Raw genomic sequence first — 21,093 nt, 5'->3', positions numbered from 1 at the left:
CGCCCGGCGCGGGCGAAAAGCGCGTCCCGGGCCGCCCTTTCGGGCGCGCTCCGGTGCCTGCACGATCATCGGAAGTTCCGGTATACGTGGAAGGGAGGGCGCCGCCGGGGAGGACGGCATGGCGCTTCAAGCAAGGGGGAATACCGATGTTCGACGCGCGTCTCGTCGCTGATCAAGTCAGCCCGCTCGCCAAGCCGAAGATCAGAATTCTGTTCTACACCGATTTCGTCGGCTTCTCGGGGAACGGCGGCTTCTCCTTGGGAATCATCCGTGATCTCCTATTGGGGAATCAGCCTTTCTTCGCCGAGTTCGAGATCGATTTGATCAACCGGCACGAAGGCGGGCACGCCGCCAACAAACTCACTTCCGAAGTGCTCGGCCGCTACGAGCAGGTGTGGTTCTTCGGCATCCTGCAGTCCAACATGCCGGGGGAGCCGGAAAACGAACTCGTGGACGCGGAGGTCGCCGCGCTGCGGACGTGGATGGACGCCGGTGGTGGCGTGCTCATCTGCGGCGACCACTCGAATCCGCGTCCGCCGGGAGCGGATCCGTCGCTGCCCGACTACCTGAACCTGGGGCGGGCACTGGGGCACCGGGTCCCACGCGCGGGTGAGCTGCGGGTTTGGAACGACCGGCCGGACGCCAGTATCGAGTTCAGCCACAACACCCACCAGCCGGATCCGTGGGGCAGTGACATCAACAATCCGATTCCGAACGATCTCGACCCGTACCCGCAGGAGCTGATCCTGCGGAAGCGGTTCGGCAGGCCGCACGTGCTGTTCCAGGGACGGCGGGGACCGATCACGATCTTCCCGGACCACATGCACGAGGGGCAGCTGGTCATCCCGGCGCAATTCCCCGCGGATGTCTGGCCGTCCGGCCGTTCGGGGCAGCCGAAGCCCGAAATCGTCGCGCAGGGCACCGACAAGCGCAACGGCCAGGTCTACGGCGTGTCCTGCGTGTACGACGGCGCGGCCGCCGGCGTCGGACGAATCGTCGCCGACGCCACTTGGCACCACTATTTCGACATCAACCTGTGGGGTTTCGAAAAAGGCGGCGAAGTGCTCGATCGCCTCACCGAGTACTACGTGAACCTCACGCTGTGGTTGGCGCCGAAGCCGGTCAAGCTGGAAGTGAACGCGCAGCTGCTGTACTGGCTTTCGCACAACATGAGCGTCCGCGCGGTGCTGCCGGAGGGTTTCCGGGTGCCGGGGGGCACCGCGGCCGGCCTGGTCCGCGAAGTCGGCGGGCAAAGCGTGCTCGACGACCTCGTCTGGCCGCTGGAAGGGGCGCCGGGGGTCCCCGAAGAACTCCTGCTCGGCGCCGTCGTCAAGGAATCCGTCGCGGCGCTGAGCGGAGGGGACGTCGAGACGTTCGATGCCGTGGACGTCGTCGAGCGGGGCCTGCGGGCCGGGGCCGAGGAGTACGCCGCCGAGCTGCGAGCAGCGCTCGACGACGTCGAAGGCCTGGGGGAACGGCTGGCGCAGGGCATTCGCTGACGCTCGCTGAAGTACGTGAAGGCCCCCTTCCTGTACCTAGGCGCAAGGATGGGGGCCTTCATGTACTTGGGGACGGTGTGAAGGTCGAGTTTCCTCGGCTGAGCCGGGGGAAGGAGGCCTTCACACGCGGCCGCTGTGACTGCTGGTGCTCATGGGGCTCGTGTGGCGCCTCGCAAGTCCGTGAAGGCCTCCTTGAGGGACCCTGAGTCCCTCAAGGAGGCCTTCACGGACTTATGCGTGTGTCCCCAATGTGGCATTGGAGACGCTCAGCGCCCCCAATGCCACATTGGGGACATTCGCCCGCCGAACGAAGTCCCTCAAGGGGGCCTTCACGGACCCGGCCGGTCACACGATCGAGGCATGAGGCCCGTCTCCCGGCGTTCCGCGGGTATCCCCCGGGAAACGGAGGAGGCAACGATGCCCGACAACGAACTTCCGGGTTTCCTGATCATCGGCCTGATCTTCGTCGTCGCGGACGGCCAGGTCCTGTACCGCGGCGCCCGCCGCTTCCTGGCCGCACCGGACGCCCGCGAGGGAAGCGGATCGGTGGCCTGGATGGTGGTGACGGTCTTCCATCTGGCGGCGATCGGGATGCTGGCGTTGCTGGCGGTCGTGGCGCCGGACTGGTCCGGTTCGACGGCCGCGTTCGTCGGCAGGCTGGGTGTGTTCCTGCTGCTCATGGCCGTGGCCCATGTGCTCACCCTGTCCGTGCTCGCCCGGCGGCGCGAGGACGACGTGGCGGTCGGCGCGCGGCGGCGGAAGCGCGCGGACGATGACGCCGAACCGGTGCGGGAGGTGACGGTCACCCCGGTGCCCGGGCAGGAGGGCCGGACGCCTCGGGTGAGCCCGGATCTCGGGGACCAGGGGCCGTATCGGGCCTGAGCCCGAGCGCCGAATGGAGCTGACGCGCCCACCAGCGCACTTGCGCGGACGAGTCGTCGGCCGCGGCACCGGTGAGCCCGGCGCTGCGCCGGAAATCGCTCCCGTACAGGGGCTCCGTGGCCATCGCCTGGTGCAGGGCGGCGACGGCGAGCCGCGTGTCGTCGAGTGAGCCGCCGGGCGGCCGGAGCCGGTGGAGGGCGTCGACGACCGGGTCGAGCATCCCGCTGCCCGGGTCGCGCCAGCCCGCCGCGTGCAGCGCCACCGCGAGCTCGCCGTAGCCGTCGCGGTACAGCGTGTGCAGGGCTTCGACGAATTCCAGCAGGTCGGCGTCGTGGTCCAGCCAGCTGGTGAGCAGGTCCTGAAGGGCGTCCCGGAGACGGCGGCCGCCGTGCCGGAGGAGTTCGGCGAGCAGCTTTTCGCGGTTGCCGAAGTGGTGGGCGACGCCGGCGTCGGTCATGCCGACCCGCGCGGCCACGGCGCGCATCTGGACGGCGGCGACGCCGGACTCGCCGAGCAGGGAAGCGGCCGCGTCGAGGATCAGCCGCCGGGCCTCTTCGGGCGCCCGTCGTGCGCGGGAAGTCGTCACGGGCGGATCGTACCTTGATGGGCCAAGGTATCTGCGTTACCTTGACGGTCCAAGGTAAGGGGGATGCCATGCGTACCGAAATCAGCCTCGACCTGGGCGAGGTCACCCTGCGGGGCACGGTGACCGGAGCCGGCCCGACGGTCCTGCTGCTCCACGCGGGCGGGGAGCGCCGCGAGGTCTGGACGCCGGTCGCCGCGGTGCTGGCCCGGAACGGCTTCCGGTCGGTGGCCTTCGACCTGCGCGGACACGGCGACAGCTCCGGTCGGGCGACCACGCTCCGGGCCTTGGCCGACGACGTGGCCGGAATGATCGCGAGCCAGCCCGCGCCGGTCGTCCTGGTGGGCGCCTCGGTCGGTGGCCTGGCCGCCATCGCGGCGCTCGCGGATCCCGCCGTCGCGGCGCGCGCGTCCGGGCTCGTGCTCGTCGACGTCGTACCCGACCTGGAGCCGGGCAGGGCGCGTTCGTGGCTCGATTTCCATGGACTCACCGGCCGCTACGCCCGCCTGGTGGACGACGTCCTCGGCTCGGGCCCCGCCCTGCTCGCCACGGCCGGGGTCGTGGACCTGCCCATCCTGGTGGTGCACGGCGGCCAGGGATCGCCGCTGCGCGACGCCGATGTCGGCCGTCTGCGCGCGGCAGGCCGTCAGGTCACCGTCGTCCGCGTCCCGTCGGCGGGTCACCTGGTGGCCAGGGACGCGCCCGAACACCTCGCGGACCTCGTGTCCGGATGGCTTTGTGGCATCGGTCACGGGGCGGTTCCGGCGTCCGGGGGAGGTGGGCAAGATCTGCGGTAGAGCTGTGCGGCGCAGGTGAGCGACAACGACGTGCACTCGGCGCTACCAGTTGGTAACTTATTGTCGGGGCATCGAAAACCCCATAAGAAGCGGCAACAACGCGCTGCCTACAATGTCGGGCATGACCCACAGCGAACCAGCGCGATCAGCTGCCCCCCGCACCGGATCGCCGGCGTCCGCCTCCTCCTCGGCCGTCTTGGCGAGGGGAATCACGATTTATGGTTGCGGATCGGACGAGGCCGCCTTGTTCCGGGAGATGGCTCCTCGTTTCGGCGTAATTCCGACCATTGTGGACGAGCCGGTATCCGAGGCCAATATCGGGCTGGTCTCCGGAAATCGGTGCATCAGTATCGGTCACAAGACCAAGGTCACGAACTCCATTCTTCTCGAACTCGGCAAAGCGGGTGTCGAATACATCTCCACCCGGAGCATCGGCTTCAACCACATCGATGTGGACTACGCGGCGAGCGTCGGTATCACCGTGGGCAATGTCGCCTACTCGCCCGACAGCGTGGCCGATTTCACGCTGATGCTGATGCTGATGGCGGTGCGCGACGCCAAGTCCATCGTCCGCCGCACCGAGGTCCACGACTACCGGCTGAACGAAGTGCGCGGGAAAGAGCTGCGCGATCTGACCGTCGGAGTGGTCGGAACAGGGCGGATCGGGGTCGCGGTGCTGGACCGGCTGCGTGGTTTCGGCTGCCGGGTGCTGGCCTACGACACGCTGCTGACCGCGTCGGCCGATTACGTTCCGCTCGACGAATTGCTCCAGCAGAGCGACATCGTGACGCTCCATGTGCCGCTCAATACGGACACATATCATCTCCTCGACCGCGAGAACATCGAGCGGATGAAGGACGGCGCGTACATCATCAACACCGGACGTGGCCCGCTCATCGAAACCGAAGCCCTCATTTCGGCACTGGAAGACGGAAAACTGGGCGGAGCGGCATTGGACGTCGTCGAAGGAGAGGAAGGGATCTTCTACGCCGACTGCCGGAACAAGCCGCTCGAGAGTGAAACGTTGCTGCGGCTGGAAAAGCTGCCGAACGTGCTCATCAGTCCGCATACCGCCTATTACACGGACCACGCACTGAGTGACACTGTTGAAAACTCCATCATCAATTGTCTCCAATTCGAAAGCGGGAAGTAGTATGGGTAGGCTGAAAATCGGAATTCTGTTCGGCGGGCTTTCCGAAGAACATCCTATCTCCATCAAATCTGCGCGTGAGGTCCAGAAGAACCTCGACCTCGAGAAGTACGAGCCGTACTACATCGGGATCACCCAGAGCGGCTCCTGGATGCTCTGCGACGGCCCCGCCGAGGACTGGGAGAACGGGAACGTCCGCCCGGCCGTCCTGTCGCCGGACCGCGGGGTGCACGGTCTGCTCGTCCTGGACGAGGGCAAGTACGAGACGATCGCCCTCGACGTGGTGCTGCCGGTGCTGCACGGCAAGTTCGGTGAAGACGGCGCGATGCAGGGCCTGCTGGAGATCTCCGGCGTCCCCTACGTCGGCTGCGACCTCCCGAGCTCGGTCATGTGCATCGACAAGTCCCTCACGTACTCCGTCGTCAACGGTGCCGGTATCGCGACGCCGACGTTCCACATCGTCACGCCGGACAAGGACGTCGACGCGGACGAGCTGAACTACCCGGTCTTCGTGAAGCCCGCCCGCTCCGGCTCGTCGTTCGGCGTCAGCAAGGTCTCCTCGAAGGAGGAGCTGCCCGCCGCGCTGGCGGAGGCGCGCCAGTACGACGCGAAGATCCTGATCGAAGAGGCCGTCATCGGCAGCGAGATCGGCTGCTCGATCCTGGGCGACGGCGAGGACCTGTTCGCGGGCGAGGTCGACCGCGTCGCGCTGACCCACGGCTTCTTCAAGATCCACCAGGAGGAGAGCCCCGAGACCGGTTCCGAGAACTCGAGCTTCATCGTCCCCGCGGACATCCCGGACTCCTCGCGCGACCTCGTGCAGCAGACGGCCAAGGTCATCTACCGCGCGCTGGGCTGCAGCGGGCTCGCGCGGGTGGACCTGTTCCTCAAGGAGGACGGTAGTGTCGTGCTCAACGAGGTCAACACCCTGCCCGGCCTGACCTCGTACAGCCGTTACCCGCGGATGATGAACGCCGCCGGCCTCTCGCTCGGCGACGTGATCGACCGCCTGGTGAAGCTGACGCTGGCGGACGTGACGAATGAGGGATGATTTCGTCTTCGTCGACGAGGTCGTCTCCGGAATCCGCTGGGACGCCAAGTACGCCACGTGGGACAACTTCACCGGCAAGCCGGTGGACGGCTACCTGGTGAACCGTGTCGTCGGCACGCGTGCGTTCTGCGCGGCGCTGGAAAAGGCGCGGGACAAGGCCGCGGAGCTCGGCTTCGGTCTGCTCCTTTGGGACGTGTACCGCCCGCAGCGCGCCGTGGACCGGTTCATGCGCTGGGCGGAAGAGCCCGAGGACGGCCGGAAGAAGGCCAGGCACTACCCGAACATCGAGCGACCCCAGATGTTCGAACAGGGCTACGTGGCCACCAAGTCCGGGCACAGCCGGGGCAGCACGGTGGACCTGACGCTCTACCGCCTGGACACCGGTGAGCTCGCCGACATGGGTGGCGACCACGACCTGATGGACGTCGTCTCGCACCACGGTGCCGACGGTGTGCCGGAAGAGGCCGCGAAGAACCGCGCGCACCTCTGCGCGGTCATGGAGGGCTCGGGCTTCAGCTCGTACGAGTGCGAGTGGTGGCACTACACCCTGAAGGACGAGCCTCACCCGGACACCTATTTCGATTTCCCCATCGAGTAGGCAGGCGCGCGTGAAGGCCCCCTTCCCTCGGCTCAGCCGAGGCAAGGGGGCCTTCACGTTTTACGGGTGTATCCGTCCAGCCGGTCGTGAACACCATTTCATCCCATGAATTGCCGGGGGTGCCACGACGTCGTGGATGGCCTGGGGCTGACCGCTTTACATCATGCCCGCCTTCACTTTGCTCCTGGCGTTCCACGCCGACCAGACCGTGGGAAGCGGACTCGGCCGTTCGTGTGAACAAGTGTCGAAGAACGGAACGTGAACCGGCGGGGGCAGTGATCCTCCGAGTAGAAGGCAAGCCGCGCGAACGGCCTAAGGGAGCCTGCGAACAGCCCAATCCGGAGTGCCCGGACAAGCGTGTACGCGGGTGCTTTACTTATGTTCGCCAATCGAGTCAATACCGCATGCGGAGTTTCGGATATTGATCTTGTGGGCTCCCTTCACTACGAAAATCACACTGTTCGTCAATTGCCGACATGGATTGTTCATGCCATGCTGCACATGTGCGCATCAGCTGGGGCTGACATGGTGTGCGCGCTTTACTGGGGACAGGGGGGACGCGTCGGGTGACTCGCGACCACGAGGCAGACCAAAGACTTCACTCGCCGAACCTCTGAACCGGAACCATAAGATCGGACATGTCCGAGACCTCGCACTGAAGCGGGCAGCCGTTCCGTCAGTGTTCGTCTCGCAGATCGCCGTCGGGGCGATGGGAGGATGCCGTTCAGCTTCGGTAGTTCGTCGGAATACGCGCCGAACGGTCAACTGGGAGACCGTTGTGGCGGGCCGCTCGCACGCGGCTCCGCCCGTCGGCGCTTGAGGGATCCTCACCGTCGAGGGCATCCCGTCCAACGGCCGAGGCCGGCATCGGACGGGTTCATGGTGTCCAACCGCCGAAGCCGAGCAGTTGGACGGTGGGGTTTCGTGGCGTGTCCAAATAGTTGATGAATCAACAGATTCAATGGGGGCTAGGTGGATCCGACGAGAGTTGACTTGTCCGCTCTCCCTGTCGTCGAAATCGAGCTGTCGAGACTGTCTTCTGCCTGTTCGCCGCGGACTTCGGGCGAGGATCCAGAGCACGTCGAGACACTGTTGTCGGCGGAGTGGGAGCTTCCGCCCATTCTCGTTCACCGCCCGACGATGCAGGTGGTCGATGGCCTGCACCGGCTGAAGGCGGCACGAGTCAGGGGCGATACGAAAATTTCCGCGAGGTTCATCGACGGCGCCGAGTCCGACGCCTTCGTCCTCGCGGTGGAAGCGAACATCCGGCACGGGTTGCCGCTTTCGCTCGCGGATCGGAAACGGGCGGCCGTCCAGATCATCGGGACGCATCCGCAGTGGTCCGATCGGCGGGTGGCCTCGGCGACCGGCATTTCCGCAGGCACGGTGGCGGACCTGCGCAAACGTGGCGGCGAAGGCGGAAACGGCGCCAGGATCGGGCGGGACGGGCGGATCCGTCCAGTGGACAGTTCGGAGCGGCGGAAGCTCGCCGCCGACCTGATCCGCAACGACCCCGGCCTGTCGCTCCGCCAGGTCGCCAAGCAGGTCGGCATCTCCCCGGAGACGGTGCGGGACGTGCGCGGCAGGCTGGAGCGTGGTGAGAGCCCGACCCCGGACGGGACCAGGAGACTGCGGACCAAGCCGGATCCGTTGAGCCTCACCGAAACCGACCTCGGTCATTCGCTGGACCGGGAACGGCTCACCGTGCTGGAGCGGCTCAAGGCCGACCCGGCGCTGCGGCTGAGCGAGGTCGGCCGGATCCTGTTGCGCATGCTCGCCATGCACTCCATGGACGGGCAGGAATGGGAACGGATCCTGCACGGTGTCCCGCCGCATCTGTACGGCGTGGTCGCCGGTTTCGCCAGGGATCACGCCAGGGTCTGGGCGGGGTTCGCGGATCATCTGGAGAACCGGGCGACCGATCTGGCCGCACGATGAGCGCGGACGGCATCGGGTAGGCACGGACGGGGCGAAGGGGACTTTTCCGCTTCACGCGGTGAAAGTCCCCTTTTCTCTTGCGCGGTGCCCAGGCCCCGTCGCTCGACATCACCGGGTGGGCGGCCTAAGAAGTAGCTGTGACCATCGAGAAGGCGCTTGTCGTCGGCACCGGCCTGATCGGCACTTCGGCCGCGTTGTCCCTTCGGGAAAAGGGTGTGGCGGTTCATCTCTCCGACATCGACGCGCAAGCCGTCCGGGTGGCGCGGGAGCTCGGCGCCGGGCGCGAATGGACCGGCGAGGAAGTGGACCTGGCGGTGATCGCGGTCCCACCGCAGCTCGTGGGGGAGCGGCTGGCCGAACTCCAGAAGCGGGGCGCGGCGCGGGCGTACACCGACGTGGCCAGCGTCAAGGTCGATCCGATCGCCGACGCGGAGCGCCTCGGCTGCGACATGACCTCTTACGTACCAGGGCATCCGCTCGCCGGGCGGGAGCGATCCGGTCCGGCGGCGGCACGGGCGGGATTGTTCGCCGGCCGCCCTTGGGCGCTGTGCCCCGGCCCCGGAACAGGGGCGGAGGCCCTGCGGCTGACCCGCGGACTGGTGGCGCTGTGCGGGGCCGAGGCCGTCACCGTCGGCGCCGCCGAGCACGACTCGGCGGTGGCGCTGGTGTCGCACGCCCCGCACGTCGCCGCCTCGGCGGTGGCGGCGAGCCTGGCGAGCGGCGACGACGTCGCCCTGAGCCTCGCCGGGCAGGGGTTGCGGGACGTCACCCGCATCGCGGCCGGAAATCCTTTGCTGTGGCGGAGGATTCTCTCCGGCAACGCGGTTCCGGTGGCGGCGGTGCTCGACCGGATCGCGGCCGACCTCGCCGCGGCGGCCACCGCGCTGCGGGCCGGTGACCTGGACGATCTGACGGAACTGCTGCGCCGGGGCGTGGACGGCCACGGCCGGATCCCGGCCATCGGGTAGCAAGTCATCGTGATTCAGTACCGCCCATGCGTGCTTGGAGCCGGAACTCGCGAGCTCGGGGGCGGAACACGCGAGTCCTTTGTGGACGAACAGACGGCGGTGTTCCCGGGGCCACTCGTGGACATCGACACGATTCAGCACGATTGAGCTCGCCGACTTCGTGCGTGAGAGGGATGCCCAAATGGAAGTAATGTTGCGCTTCGGGGCGTCGCCCAAGAGCGATGACGACCCCGATCCCTGGTCGAACCGGGTCCGCCCCGGGACGGTGCGCAGAGTCCTCGCGTACTTCCGTCCCCATGTCGGCAAGGTGGCGCTGTTCGTCCTCATCGCCGCGATGGAGGCGTTCGTCGTCATCGCGACCCCGTTGCTGATGAAGGAACTCATCGACGGCGGCATCCTCAAGAACGACTTCGGTGTCGTGATCCTGATGGCGGTCCTGACCGCCGGGCTGGCCGTCGCGGGCGCGTTGTTGTCGCTGATGTCGGCGTACGTCTCCGCGAAGATCGGGGAGGGCGTCACCTACGACCTCCGCGTGCAGGCGCTGGATCACGTCCGGCGGCTGCCGATCGCGTTCTTCACCCGCACCCAGACCGGGGTGCTGGTCGGCAGGCTGCACACCGAGCTCATCATGGCGCAGCAGGCGTTCGGGCATCTGCTGATGGCGGCCACCAGCGTGGTCACCGTCCTGCTGGTGCTGGCCGAACTGTTCTACCTGTCCTGGCTCGTCGCGCTCGTCACGCTGGTGCTGGTGCCGTTGTTCGTCGTGCCCTGGATCTGGGTGGGACGGATCATCCAGCGGCGCACGGGCACGTTGATGGAGACGAACGCCGGCCTCGGCGGCCTGCTGCACGAGCGGTTCAACGTCCAGGGCGCGATGCTCTCCAAGCTCTTCGGCCGCCCGGACGAGGAGATGGCCGATTACCGCACGCGCGCCGGGAAGATCCGCAAGATCGGCGTGAGCATCTCCATCTGGGCCCGGATGTCCTTCGCCATGATGGCGCTGATGGCCTCGATCGCCACGGCGGTCGTCTACGGCGTCGGCGGCGGGCTCGTGATCGACGGTGCGTTCCAGCTCGGGACGCTCATCGCCATCGCCACCCTGCTCGGGCGCCTGTTCGGGCCGATCACGCAGCTGTCGGGGATGCAGGAGACCGCGCAGACCGTCGTGGTGAGCTTCTCCCGGATCTTCGAGCTGCTCGACCTGAAGCCGCTGATCCAGGAACGCCCGGACGCGAAGGAACTCGAAAAGGACGTCGCCCCGGGTATCGAGTTCGACGACGTGGCGTTCCGCTATCCCACCGCGGACGAGGTCTCGCTGGCGTCGCTCGAGCACCTGCGGACCAAACGGGAACACGGCGACGTCACGGCGGACGTCCTGCGCGGCATCAGCTTCGAGGCCCCCGCCGGAACGCTCACCGCGCTCGTCGGCCCGTCCGGCGCCGGCAAGAGCACCATGACGCATCTGGTGTCGCGGCTGTACGACCCGAATTCGGGAGCGGTCCGCTTCGACGGCCACGATCTGCGCGACCTGACCTTCGACTCGATCCGCGGGACGGTCGGGGTGGTCAGCCAGGACGCCTACCTCTTCCACGACACGATCCGGGAGAACCTGCTCTACGCCCGCCCGACGGCCACCGAGGACGAGCTGATCGAAGCCTGCAAGGGGGCGCAGATCTGGGAGCTGATCCAGTCCCTGCCCCGCGGGTTCGACACCGTCACCGGCGATCGCGGCTACCGCATGTCCGGTGGGGAGAAGCAGCGGCTCGCCATCGCGCGGCTGTTGCTGAAGGCGCCCACGGTCGTCGTGCTCGACGAGGCGACCGCGCATCTGGACTCCGAGTCGGAGGCCGCCGTCCAGCGGGCGCTCAAGACCGCGCTGCGCAGCCGGACGTCGCTGGTGATCGCGCACCGGTTGTCCACGATCCGCGAGGCCGACCAGATCCTCGTGATCGACGGCGGAACGGTCCGTGAACGCGGCACGCACGACGAATTGCTGGCGCGGGGCGGGTTGTACTCGGAGCTCTATCACACGCAGTTCGCCAGGCCGGAGAACAACGCGGCCAAACCGGAGCCCGAGGAAGACGAGTTCGACGAAGAGCCTGAACCGCTGGACACCGTGGTCTACGGAGGATGACGATGAGTTCCGCAGCGCAGGCCGCGTCGACGGTGCCGGCCCTCTTCGCCCGGCAGGTGGACCGGGCACCGGACGCGGTGGCCGTGGCCGACGGGGACCGGGCCCTCACCTACCGGGAGCTCGACGAGCTCGCGGGCAGGCTGGCCGGGAAGCTGATCGCCCGCGGCGTCGGTGTCGGCGGACGGGTCGCGGTCATGCTGGATCGCTCGGCGGATCTGCTGGTGGCGCTGCTCGCCGTCTGGAAGGCGGGCGCGGCCTACGTGCCGGTGGACGCCTCGTACCCCGCGCCGCGGGTGGCGTTCATGGTCGAGGATTCGGGCGCGTCCCTGATGCTGTGCTCCGCCGCGACCCGCGACGGCGTCCCGGCGGGGATCGAGTCCCTTCTCGTCACGGACGACGCGGGCGAGGCCGCGGTCGTCCCGGCGAGCCCGGAAGACCTGGCGTACGTGATGTACACGTCCGGGTCGACGGGCAAACCGAAGGGCGTGGCCGTCCCGCACGCCAGCGTCGCGGAACTGGTGGGGGATCCCGGCTGGGCGATGGAACCCGACGACGCGGTCCTCATGCACGCGCCGCATTCCTTCGACGCGTCCCTGTGCGAGATCTGGGTTCCGCTGGTGTCGGGCGCCAGGGTCGTGATCGCCGAGCCGGGGCCGGTGGACGCGCGGCGCCTGCGGGAGGCGGTCGCGGGCGGGGTGACGCGCGCGCATCTCACCGCGGGCAGTTTCCGTGCGGTGGCGGAGGAAGCGCCGGAATCGTTCGCGGGGCTGCGCGAGATCCTGACCGGTGGGGACCTGGTGCCCGCGCACGCGGTGGACCGCGTCCGGCAGGCCGCGCCGGGCGCGCGGATCCGGCATCTGTACGGGCCGACCGAGACGACGCTGTGCGCCACCTGGTTCGTGCTCGAACCGGAGGACGAGCCGGTCTCGGTCCTGCCGATCGGCCGTCCGCTTTCCGGCCGCCGGGCCTGGGTGCTGGACGACTCGCTGCGGCCGGTGGCGCCGGACGTGGTCGGCGAGCTGTACCTGTCCGGCGCCGGTCTCGCCGACGGCTATCTCGCCCGGCCAGGGCTGACGGCCGAGCGGTTCGTGGCGGATCCGTTCGCGCCGGGCGAAAGGATGTACCGGACCGGCGACCTCGCGAAGTGGACACCGGACGGCGAGCTGCTCTTCGCGGGCCGCGTCGACGACCAGGTGAAGATCCGCGGTTTCCGCGTCGAACCCGGCGAGGTCGAAGCCGCGATGACCGCCCAGCCGGACGTCCACGAGGCCGTCGTGGTGCCGATCGACGGACGGCTGATCGGTTACGTCGTGGCGGACGTCGATCCCGCTCTCGTCCGCGAGCGGCTCGGCGCGGTGCTGCCGGACCACCTGGTCCCCGCCGTGGTGATGACGGTGGACGCGTTGCCGCTCACCGGCAACGGCAAGGTCGACCGGGCGGCGTTGCCCGCCCCCGACTTCACGGCGAAGACCGGCGGACGCGAACCCGTCACGGAGACCGAGCGTGTCCTTTGTGGACTGTTCGCTGAAGTGCTCGGTTCGGCCGGTGCGGGCGTCGACGACGGCTTCTTCGCGCTGGGCGGGGATTCGATCCTCGCGGTGCGCGTGGCGGCCCGTGCGGCGAAGGCCGGTCTGCTGGTGACGCCGTCGCAGATCTTCCGGGAGCAGACACCCGCACGGCTGGCCGCGGTGGCGGGTGCCGTGGCGGCCGATCAGCAGGTCACCGGTCCGCTGATCGAGCTGACCGCGGAAGACGAGGCGGAACTCGCGGCCGCGGTCCCGGACGCCGTGGCGGTCTGGCCGCTGGCGCCGCTCCAGGCGGGCTTGCTCTTCCAGACGACCCTCGACGACCAGGGTCCCGACATCTACCAGACCCAGTGGATCGTGGAGCTGACCGGCGAGCTGGACGTCGCCAGGCTGCGTTCGGTGTGGGAGGCGGTCTTCGCCCGGCACCCCGAGCTCCGGCTGACCTTCCACCGGCTCTCTTCGGGCAAGGCGGTGCAGGCCGTCGCCGGTCATGTCGACCTGCCGTGGCGCGAGGTCGATCTGTCCGGCGCGGACGTCGAGGAGGCCGTCAAGGCGCTGTCCGCGGCGGAGCAGCGGGACCGGTTCGATCTCGCCAAGGCGCCGCTTTTCCGGCTCGTCCTGATCAAGGTCGGCGAGGACCGGCACCGGCTGCTCGTGGTCAATCACCACATCCTGACCGACGGCTGGTCGGTGGCGGTGATCCTCAACGAGGTGTCGGCGGCTTACACCGCCGGGGGTTTCCCGGAGCGGACGGCCGCCTCGTACCGCGACTATCTGGCGTGGTTGGACAGGCAGGACAAGGAAGCGGCGCGCACGGCGTGGCAGGCGGAGCTGTCCGACATCGACGTGCCCGGGCTGGTCGCCAAATCGGACGCGGCGACGGACTACGACTACCGCGTCACCCATCTCGCGCCGGAGCTCTACACCCGGCTCACCGGTTTCGCCCGCGACCACGGGCTGACACTGGCCACGGTGGTGCAGGGCGCGTGGGCGCTGGTGCTGGCGCGGCTCGCGCGGCGGACCGACGTGGTGTTCGGCACCACGGTCGCCTGCCGCCCCGCCGAACTTCCCGGTGTGGAGGCGATGCCGGGGCTGATGATGAACACGATCCCGGTGCGGGTCTCACTGGACGGCACACAGTCCATAGTGGACATGCTCACCGGCCTGCAGCGGCGCCAGGTCGCCTTGATGCCGCATCAGCACCTGGGTCTTACGGAGATCCAGAAGACGGCCGGACCCGGCGCGTTGTTCGACACGCTGTTGGTGTTCGAGAACTACCCGCGGGATTTCGCCGACCAGTTCTCGTATCTGGGCACGGTCGAAGGTACGCACTACCCGGTGACCGTCGGGGTGATCCCCGGCGACGAGTTCCGGATCCAGCTCGCTTATTGGCGCGGGCAGATCGACCGGGCCGTCGCCGATTCCCTGCTGGACTGGTTCGTCGGCGCGCTCGGCGCCGTCGTCGAGGACCCGTCCGCCCTCGTCGGGCGGACCGGAATGGGTGAGATCCCGTTGCCCCGCTGGGAACCCGCGCTGCTGGACGGCGAGCCGCTGCCGGAGCTGATCGGGCGGATGGCGGCCGAGCGGCCGGACGCGGTGGCGGTCACGGACGGGGAAGGCGACCTGACCTACGCGGAACTGTGGGACCGCGCGACGAGGTTCGCCGCCGTCCTGCGGGCGGGCGGGGTCGACCGCGAACGCCGGGTCGGGCTCGTGGCGGGACGGTCCGCGTGGTGGCTCATCGGGATGCTCGGGGTTTCGCTGGCGGGCGGTGTCTTCGTCCCGGTGGATCCGGCGTATCCGGCCGAGCGGGTGAAGCTGATCTTCGGCAGCGCGGATCCGATGCTGGTGGTGTGTCAGCGAAAGACCCGCGACGCGGTACCGGAGGAATTCGCCGACCGGATCGTCGTGCTCGACGAACTCGACCTGACGGCGGCCCCGGAAGCGGCCTTGCCGAAGGTGGGGATGCGCGACGCGGCGTACGTGATCTACACGTCGGGCTCGACGGGGACGCCGAAGGGTGTCATCGTCACGTACTCGGGCCTGGGCAACCTGGCGATGGCGCATATCGAACGGCTCGCCGTGACGCCGTCGTCCCGTGTGCTGCAGTTCGCGGCACTCGGCTTCGACACCATCGTGTCCGAGGTGATGATGGCGTTGCTTTCCGGGGCGACGCTGGTGATGCCGCCGGACGAGGATCTGCCGCCGCAGGCGTCGTTGAGCGACACGCTGGAGCGCTGGGACGTCACGCATGTGAAGGCACCGCCGTCGGTGCTGGCCACCGTGGACGTCTTCCCGGCAGGCGTGCGGACGGTGACCGCGGCGGGCGAGCTCTGCCCGCCCGGGCTGGTGGACCGGCTTTCGGCCGACCGTCGGATGCTCAACGCCTACGGGCCCACCGAGACCACGATCTGCGCGACGGTGAGCATGCCGCTGGCGCCGCACGGCGAGATCATCCCGTTCGGCGGGCCGATCGCCGGTGTCCGCGGCTATCTGCTGGACGCGTTCCTCCGCCCGTTGCCGCGGGGCGTCGTCGGTGAGCTGTACCTGGCCGGAATCGGGGTGGCGCGGGGATATCTGGGCCGCGCGGCGCTGACGTCCGAGCGGTTCGTCGCCGATCCGTTCGTCGCCGGTGAGCGGATGTACCGGACGGGCGACCTCGCCTATTGGACGGACGAGGACGAGCTGGTGTCCGCCGGCCGGGCCGACGACCAGGTGAAGATCCGCGGGTTCCGGGTCGAGCCGCGCGAGATCGAGTTCGCGCTGTCCAACAATCCTCGCGTCACCCAAGCGACGGTGACCGTTCGCGAGGGCCGTCTGGTGGCCTACGTGTCGCCGGGCGACGTCGACCCGGAGGCGCTGCGGACCGAACTCGCCGAGCGGATGCCGGCGTACATGGTGCCCGCGGCCGTGATGGCGCTGGACGTCCTGCCGCTGACACCGCACGGCAAGATCGACCGGAAGGCGTTGCCCGAACCGGATTTCTCGTCGAAGACGGTCGGCAGGGAACCGGCGAACGAGGCCGAGCGGATCCTGTGCGAGGTCTTCGCCGAGGTGCTCGGGCTGGCGCGGGCCGGGGTCGAGGACAGTTTCTTCGAGCTGGGCGGGGATTCGATCTCGTCCATGCAGGTCGCGTCCCGCGCGCGTCGTGACGGTATCTCGCTCACGCCGAAGCAGGTGTTCGAGCACCGGACTCCCGAACGGCTCGCGCAGCTGGTGACCCTGGTTCCCCGGCAGGAGTCGGCCGTGGCGGCCGATGGTGTCGGTGAAGTCGCGATGACGCCGGTGATGCGGCTGTTCGGGGACGGCGTCGCGGCCCCGGGGTTCGCGCAGTGGATCGTCCTGGGCGCTCCCGCGGATCTGACGGAAGAGACGCTGACCGCCGGGCTGACAGCGGTGCTGGACACGCACGACATGCTGCGGGCACGGATCGTCGACAGACGGCTGGTGGTCGGCGAACGCGGCTCGGCCGGGATCTTCACGCGGGTGAAGGTCGAAGGCGAGCCGGACGAGACCGCCGCGGCCCGGGAGGCCGTCGGACGGCTGGATCCCGCCGCCGGCGTGGTCGTCCAAACCGTGTGGTTGGACGCCGGACCGGAGCGGGTGGGCCGGATCATCGTGGTGGCGCATCACCTCGTCGTCGACGGGGTTTCGTGGCGGGTCCTGGCGGCGGATCTGCAGGCCGCGTGTGAGGCCGCCGCCGCCGGGCGGAAACCGGAACTGGAGCCGGTGGCGGTGTCCTTCCGGCGATGGGCGGGGCTGCTGGAGGAATGGGCCGTCTCCGCCGAGCGGGTCGCGGAACTTCCCGCGTGGCAGGCGATTCTCGGAACCGGAACCCAGCAGGCCGCGGTCGGCGAGGTGCGCTCGCGGTCGTGGGTGGTGCCTGCGGCGGAGACGTCGGTGCTGGTCGGGCGGGCCCCGGTGGTGTTCCACTGCGGTGTGCACGAGGTCCTGCTGGCCGGGCTCGCGGGAGCCGTGGCGCGGTGGAGCGAGACGGACTCGGTGCTGGTGGACGTCGAGGGCCACGGTCGTCATCCCGCCGAGGGCATGGATCTGTCCAGGACGGTGGGCTGGTTCACCAGCACGCATCCGGTCCGCCTCGACGTCTCCGGGATCGACCTGGCCGGGGTGCTCGCCGGGGACGCGGCGGCGGGGACGTTGCTGAAGGTCGTCAAGGAACAGTCGCGTGCGGTGCCCGGCGACGGGCTCGGGTACGGCTTGCTGCGCTACCTCAACGCCGAGACCGCGCTCTCGCTGGCGGAGCTGCCGTCGGCGCGGATCGGGTTCAACTACCTCGGGCGGTTCGCCGCGGGTGACGGTGGCGACGTGCGGGCTTGGCAGCAGACGGGCGAGATCGGCGGCTCCGTCGACGCGGACATGCGGCTGCCGCACGGGCTGGACGTCAACGCGATCGTCCAGGACCTGCCGGACGGGCCGGAACTGATCCTCATGCTCGAATGGTCGGACGGCGTGTTCGACGAGGCCGGGATCGAACGACTCGTCCAGGAACTGCTGGCCGTGTTGTCCGGGCTGGCCGCCCAAGCGGAAGACCCCGCCGCGGGCGGGCACACCGCATCCGATTTCGGTCTCCTCGAATTGGACCAGGACGAGATCGAGAGCTTCGAAGCATTGGCAGCGGAACTCAGCGAAGGCCGGGCATCGTGAAAACTTCGACGAACACTGGATCGGCACTGGCCGAAGTCTGGCCCCTCTCCCCGATGCAGGCGGGCATGCTCTACCACGCCTCGTTGGACGACGAGGCGCCCGACATCCATCTCATCCAGCAGACGCAGATCATCGACGGACCCCTGGACACGGAACGGTTCCGGAAGTCCTGGGAGATCGTCCTCGCCAGGCATGCCGCGCTGCGGGCGAGTTTCCAGCGGCGGAAGAACGGAGAGACGATCCAGCTCATCCCCCGAGAGGTCAAACTCCCGTGGGCCGAACGGGATCTGTCCGATCTGTCCGAAGAGGACGCGCTGGCCGAGGCGACCGTGATCGCGGAGAAGGAACGCTCCACGCGGTTCGACCTCACGCGGCCGCCGTTGCTGCGGTTGATGCTGATCCGGCTCGGCCCGGACAAGCACTGTCTGGTGACCACGAGCCATCACCTGCTCATCGACGGCTGGTCGCGGGCGATCATGGAGGCGGACCTCCTCGAGATCTACGCGACGGGTGGCGTCGCGCGTGCCCCTGGTTCCTACGGGAACTACCTGGCATGGCTGGGAAAGCAGGACAAGGAGGCCGCCAAGGCGGCCTGGCGCACGGAGCTGGACGGTGCCGACGGCTCGGCGCTCGGGTTGCCGGAAAACCCCGGCAAGGCGCACGGACTGCCGTCGAGCGAGGTGGTCCGTCATTCGCCGGAGTTCACCACCGCATTGGCCGAGTTCGCTCGTGGCAACGGGTTGACGTTCAACACGCTCGTTCAGGGCGCGTGGTCGCTGGTGCTGGCGAGGCTTTCCCGCCGTCAGGACGTGGTGTTCGGCGCGGTGGTCTCCGGACGGCCCGCCGAACTGCCCGGCGCGGAGCAGACCGTGGGCCTGTTCATCAACACCGTGCCGGTGCGGGTGCGGTTGGACGCGGCTCAGCCGGTCTTGCGGATGCTCACGGAGCTGCAGGGGCGCCAGTCGGAGATGATGGCGCACCACCATCTCGGCCTTCCGGAGATCCAAAAGCTGGGCGAGGCGGGTTTCGACACGATCGTCGTGTTCGAGAACTACGCCGACCCGGCGAGCGACTCGCCGTCCGCGCTCAGCCTGACCTTGCGGGACTTCAACCAGGCGACGCCGTACGCGATCACGCTGGGTGTCATGCCGGGCGAAAGCCTCGAAATCGAACTGCAGTATCACGCGGACGTCGTCGAAGACTCCGTCGCCAAGGCGGCGCTGGACGGGCTCACCCTGGTGCTGGAGCAGATCATCGCGGAGCCGGGGACGCCGGTCGGCAGGCTGGACGTGCTGGACGCCGCCGGGCGTGCGCTGGTGGTCGAGCGCTGGAACGAAACGGACGACATCGTCGACGCGGCGTCGGCGGTGGAGATGTTCGGCCGTCAGGTGAAACGGACCCCGCACGCGACGGCGATCGTGGCCGCGGACCGGGAATGGTCGTTCGCGGAACTCGACGAATGGTCCGGGAAACTCGCCACGGTGCTGACGGCCCGGGGCGTGCGGCGCGGCGACCGTGTCGGGGTGGTGGTCGAAAGGTCGGCGGAGCTGCTGGCGGCCTGGCTCGCGGTCTGGAAGGCCGGGGCGGTGTACGTGCCGATCGATCCGGACTATCCGGCCGAGCGGGTCGCGTTCATGCTGGAGGATTCCTCGGCGGCCGCGGTGGTGTGCCGGGCCGGGACCGCGACACCGTCCGGATATCAGCGGATCCTCGTGGACGATCGGGTTTCCGGTGAGGCTTCGCTGGTACCGGTCGGTGCGAACGATCTGGCGTACGTGATGTACACGTCCGGGTCGACCGGGACGCCGAAGGGCGTGGCCGTCTCGCACGGCGGCGTCGCGGCGCTGCTGGGGTACAAGGTGTGGGACCTGCACCCCGGCGACGCGGTGCTGATGCACGCGCCGCACACGTTCGACCCGGCGTTGTACGAGGTCTTGGTACCGCTCGTGGCGGGGGCGCGGGTGATCCTCGCCGGCCCTGGTGTGATCGACGCGGACCGGCTCGCCGCCCACGCGGCGGAAGGCCTCACCTCGGTGAACTTCACCGCCGGGCAGTTCCGCGCGCTGGTGCAGGAGAAGCCGGACTGCTTCGCGGGGCTGCGGTACTTCCAGACCGGCGGGGACGTGGTGCCGCTCGGTGCCGTGGAGCGGGTGCGGCAGGCCTGTCCGGATCTGCGCGTGCTCCACACTTACGGTCCGACGGAAACGACGTTCTGCGCGTCGTGGAAGGTGATCGAGCCCGGTGACGAGCTGGGCACGACGCTGCCGATCGGGAAGCCGCATCCGGGACGGCGGCTGTACGTACTGGACGTCTTCCTGCGGCCGCTGCCGCCGGGCGTCGCGGGCGACCTGTACATCGCGGGCGCCGGGGTGGCGCACGGCTACCTGGGCCGGACGGCGCTGACGGCCGAACGGTTCGTCGCCGACCCGTTCGCGTCCGGCGAGCGCATGTACCGGACGGGGGATCTGGCCTACTGGAACGACGAAGGTGAGCTGGTCTTCGCCGGACGGGCGGACACGCAGGTCAAGATCCGCGGCTATCGCGTGGAACCGGGCGAGGTCGAGGCGGTACTGGCGGACCAGCCGGGCGTCGACCAGGCGGTGGTGGCGGTCCGTGATGGACGGCTGATCGGGTACGTCGTGTCCGGCGCGGGGGTGGATCCGGTGCGGCTGCGGGAGCGGATCGCCGGGCTGCTGCCGGAGTACATGGTGCCGTCGGTGGTGATGGCGCTGGCCGCGCTGCCGGTGAACGCGAACGGCAAGGTCGACCGGAAGGCGTTGCCGGAGCCCGATTTCAGCGGGCACATCGCCGGCAGGGAACCGGTCACGGAGATCGAACGGCTGCTGTGCGAGCTGTTCGCCGAAATGCTCGGGCTGGCGCGGGTCGGAGCGGACGACAGTTTCTTCGAGCTGGGCGGCGATTCGATCGTCTCGATGCAGCTGGCGGCGCGGGCGCGGCGCGAGGGGATGACCTTCGGCGCGCGGGAGGTGTTCGAGTACCGGACCCCGGCGGGGCTCGCGTCGTTCGTCGAATTAGGGGAGGAACCGGACGAGGTCCCCGCGGCGCGGAAACCCGCCGCCGACTTCGAACTGGTCGACATGGGCAAGGACGAGATCGAGGAACTGGAGTCGGAGTTCGACACCGTGTGAGGCTCGCTTTTCGCCTTGGGGTCGTGAGTGGCGTTTCGGGTTAGAACCCGAAACGCCACTCACGACCCCGGTGAGGGCCAACGGTTCCTGGACGAAGGGGACTTTCGCCGCATGGGATGCGGTGAAAGTCCCCTTCGGCGCATCCGGCACCGG

At 68.8% G+C, this 21,093-nt stretch carries 10 protein-coding genes and 1 pseudogene; 10 read left to right on the top strand and 1 reads right to left on the bottom strand.

Annotation, left to right across the window (positions count from 1 at the left end; genetic code table 11):
• The first annotated feature begins 146 nt into the window (after positions 1-146).
• Both AJAP_RS31740 and AJAP_RS31735 read left to right on the top strand, forming a co-directional pair.
• Positions 147-1,499: a hypothetical protein gene (locus tag AJAP_RS31740; protein ID WP_038518297.1), complete on the top strand. Its 1,353-nt coding sequence runs from the start codon at positions 147-149 to the stop codon at positions 1,497-1,499.
• 417 nt (positions 1,500-1,916) lie between these two features.
• Positions 1,917-2,381: a hypothetical protein gene (locus tag AJAP_RS31735; RefSeq protein ID WP_038518294.1), complete on the top strand. Its 465-nt coding sequence runs from the start codon at positions 1,917-1,919 to the stop codon at positions 2,379-2,381.
• Here AJAP_RS31735 and AJAP_RS31730 read toward each other — a convergent pair.
• Complete coding sequence (locus AJAP_RS31730) at positions 2,302-2,967, bottom strand: TetR/AcrR family transcriptional regulator (RefSeq protein ID WP_084098410.1); 666 nt, start codon at positions 2,965-2,967, stop codon at positions 2,302-2,304. The genes AJAP_RS31735 and AJAP_RS31730 overlap by 80 nt on opposite strands.
• Positions 2,968-3,035: 68 nt before the next feature.
• On the opposite strand from AJAP_RS31730, the gene AJAP_RS31725 reads away from it, so the two are divergent.
• The 8 genes and pseudogenes from AJAP_RS31725 to AJAP_RS45445 all read left to right on the top strand — a co-directional run bounded on the left by AJAP_RS31725 (position 3,036) and on the right by AJAP_RS45445 (position 20,940).
• A complete protein-coding gene (locus AJAP_RS31725) occupies positions 3,036-3,761 on the top strand; it encodes an alpha/beta fold hydrolase (protein WP_051972661.1) in 726 nt (241 codons plus the stop codon).
• 121 nt (positions 3,762-3,882) lie between these two features.
• Positions 3,883-4,914: a VanH-AOV family D-lactate dehydrogenase gene (vanH, locus tag AJAP_RS31720; RefSeq protein WP_073848014.1), complete on the top strand. Its 1,032-nt coding sequence runs from the start codon at positions 3,883-3,885 to the stop codon at positions 4,912-4,914.
• Between the two features lies 1 nt (position 4,915).
• Positions 4,916-5,962: a D-alanine--(R)-lactate ligase VanA-Ao2 gene (gene vanA-Ao2, locus AJAP_RS31715; RefSeq protein WP_038518292.1), complete on the top strand. Its 1,047-nt coding sequence runs from the start codon at positions 4,916-4,918 to the stop codon at positions 5,960-5,962.
• Positions 5,952-6,560 (top strand): D-Ala-D-Ala dipeptidase VanX, encoded by a 609-nt coding sequence (vanX, locus tag AJAP_RS31710; protein ID WP_038518289.1) that lies wholly within the window; start codon positions 5,952-5,954, stop codon positions 6,558-6,560. The genes vanA-Ao2 and vanX overlap by 11 nt, the downstream gene beginning before the upstream one ends.
• 1,140 nt (positions 6,561-7,700) lie before the next feature.
• Positions 7,701-8,498, top strand: a complete 798-nt coding sequence (locus tag AJAP_RS31705; RefSeq protein WP_038518287.1) for a winged helix-turn-helix transcriptional regulator — start codon at positions 7,701-7,703, stop codon at positions 8,496-8,498.
• 137 nt (positions 8,499-8,635) lie between these two features.
• Positions 8,636-9,466, top strand: coding sequence for a prephenate dehydrogenase (locus tag AJAP_RS31700; RefSeq protein ID WP_038518284.1), 831 nt, complete (start codon positions 8,636-8,638; stop codon positions 9,464-9,466).
• Between the two features lie 181 nt (positions 9,467-9,647).
• Entirely contained in the window at positions 9,648-11,600 is a 1,953-nt protein-coding gene (locus AJAP_RS31695) for an ABC transporter ATP-binding protein (RefSeq protein ID WP_038518281.1), read from the top strand.
• Positions 11,601-11,632: 32 nt separating this feature from the next.
• A pseudogene (locus tag AJAP_RS45445) lies at positions 11,633-20,940 on the top strand (amino acid adenylation domain-containing protein).
• The last annotated feature ends 153 nt before the right edge of the window (positions 20,941-21,093 follow it).

Source organism: Amycolatopsis japonica (assembly GCF_000732925.1).
GTDB lineage: Bacteria > Actinomycetota > Actinomycetes > Mycobacteriales > Pseudonocardiaceae > Amycolatopsis > Amycolatopsis japonica.
Note: the sequence above shows the minus strand (reverse complement) of the source record. Positions and strands in the feature narration are given on the sequence as shown.

Excerpts from the sequence above, each read along its gene's own strand:
- AJAP_RS31740 (WP_038518297.1), top strand. The coding sequence starts at position 147 with ATGTTCGACGCGCGTCTCGTCGCTGATCAAGTCAGCCCGCTCGCCAAG.
- AJAP_RS31735 (WP_038518294.1), top strand. The coding sequence starts at position 1,917 with ATGCCCGACAACGAACTTCCGGGTTTCCTGATCATCGGCCTGATCTTC.
- AJAP_RS31725 (WP_051972661.1), top strand. The coding sequence starts at position 3,036 with ATGCGTACCGAAATCAGCCTCGACCTGGGCGAGGTCACCCTGCGGGGC.
- vanH (WP_073848014.1), top strand. The coding sequence starts at position 3,883 with ATGACCCACAGCGAACCAGCGCGATCAGCTGCCCCCCGCACCGGATCG.
- vanA-Ao2 (WP_038518292.1), top strand. The coding sequence starts at position 4,916 with ATGGGTAGGCTGAAAATCGGAATTCTGTTCGGCGGGCTTTCCGAAGAA.
- vanX (WP_038518289.1), top strand. The coding sequence starts at position 5,952 with ATGAGGGATGATTTCGTCTTCGTCGACGAGGTCGTCTCCGGAATCCGC.
- AJAP_RS31705 (WP_038518287.1), top strand. The coding sequence starts at position 7,701 with ATGCAGGTGGTCGATGGCCTGCACCGGCTGAAGGCGGCACGAGTCAGG.
- AJAP_RS31695 (WP_038518281.1), top strand. The coding sequence starts at position 9,648 with ATGGAAGTAATGTTGCGCTTCGGGGCGTCGCCCAAGAGCGATGACGAC.